This window comes from Corallococcus llansteffanensis, assembly GCF_003612055.1.
GTDB classification, from domain to species: domain Bacteria; phylum Myxococcota; class Myxococcia; order Myxococcales; family Myxococcaceae; genus Corallococcus; species Corallococcus llansteffanensis.
The window spans coordinates 1-681 of the sequence record NZ_RAWB01001131.1 but is presented as its reverse complement, the minus strand read 5'-3'; the positions used below and the strand labels follow the sequence as shown (position 1 = coordinate 681).

Annotated in this window: 1 protein-coding gene; it reads left to right on the top strand. The window is 67.5% G+C overall.

Annotated features, from left to right (window positions below; genetic code table 11):
* Positions 1–292: 292 nt before the first annotated feature.
* Positions 293–681, top strand: a 389-nt coding sequence (locus D7V93_RS45735) for a hypothetical protein (protein WP_208723377.1), incomplete at its 3' end; no start/stop codon positions are given.

Below are 681 nucleotides of genomic sequence, written 5' to 3'. Positions count from 1 at the left end.
CCCATGTCCTTCCCCGCGACGCCCGCCCGCGCTTCCCGCGGGCCGGAAGCCGCCCTCCCGCCCGGCTGCCCTCCACCGCGCAGGAGCCACCCGCACCGCATTTCCCGCGGGAATTTCACCGGAATTCCAGGACGACTCCCCGGATAACCCCTGATTCTCACGGGTCTTTCCGGGAATTAAGTCGGAAAATGTAGGTGCTCAGCAACTTCAACCCACCCCATACGACAACAACTTCAAAGGTTTTACTTCGCATCTTCCGCCCCTACTCAACCCCTCTTGTAGGAGTACCCCCATGATTGGCTCTTCCAAGCTGTCGTCGGTGTCTTCGTCGGCGTTCCGCGGTTCGCCAGGCTCCATCGGTTCGACGGGGGCCATCGGTGCGCAGACGCCGCCGGTCGGGAAGTCGGGCGGGATCGACGCGCTGTCGGCGCTGAGCCAGAACCCCATCATCCGGTCGCTGGCAGGTGAGAGCGGCTTCGACGGGGTCGGCAAGAGCGGGTCGGCGCAGAAGGTGGGCGCGCAGGACGGGACGAAGCAGGCGGGGCTCCAGCAGCTGGTGGACACGCTCAAGCAGCTCGTGAAGGTGCTGGAGACGCTGACGGGCCAGAAGGCGGGCGAGGCGGGCAAGGGCGGCGAGGCCGAGCAGGCCGGCGAGGCCGAGGCCGCGGGTGGGGCCCAGGG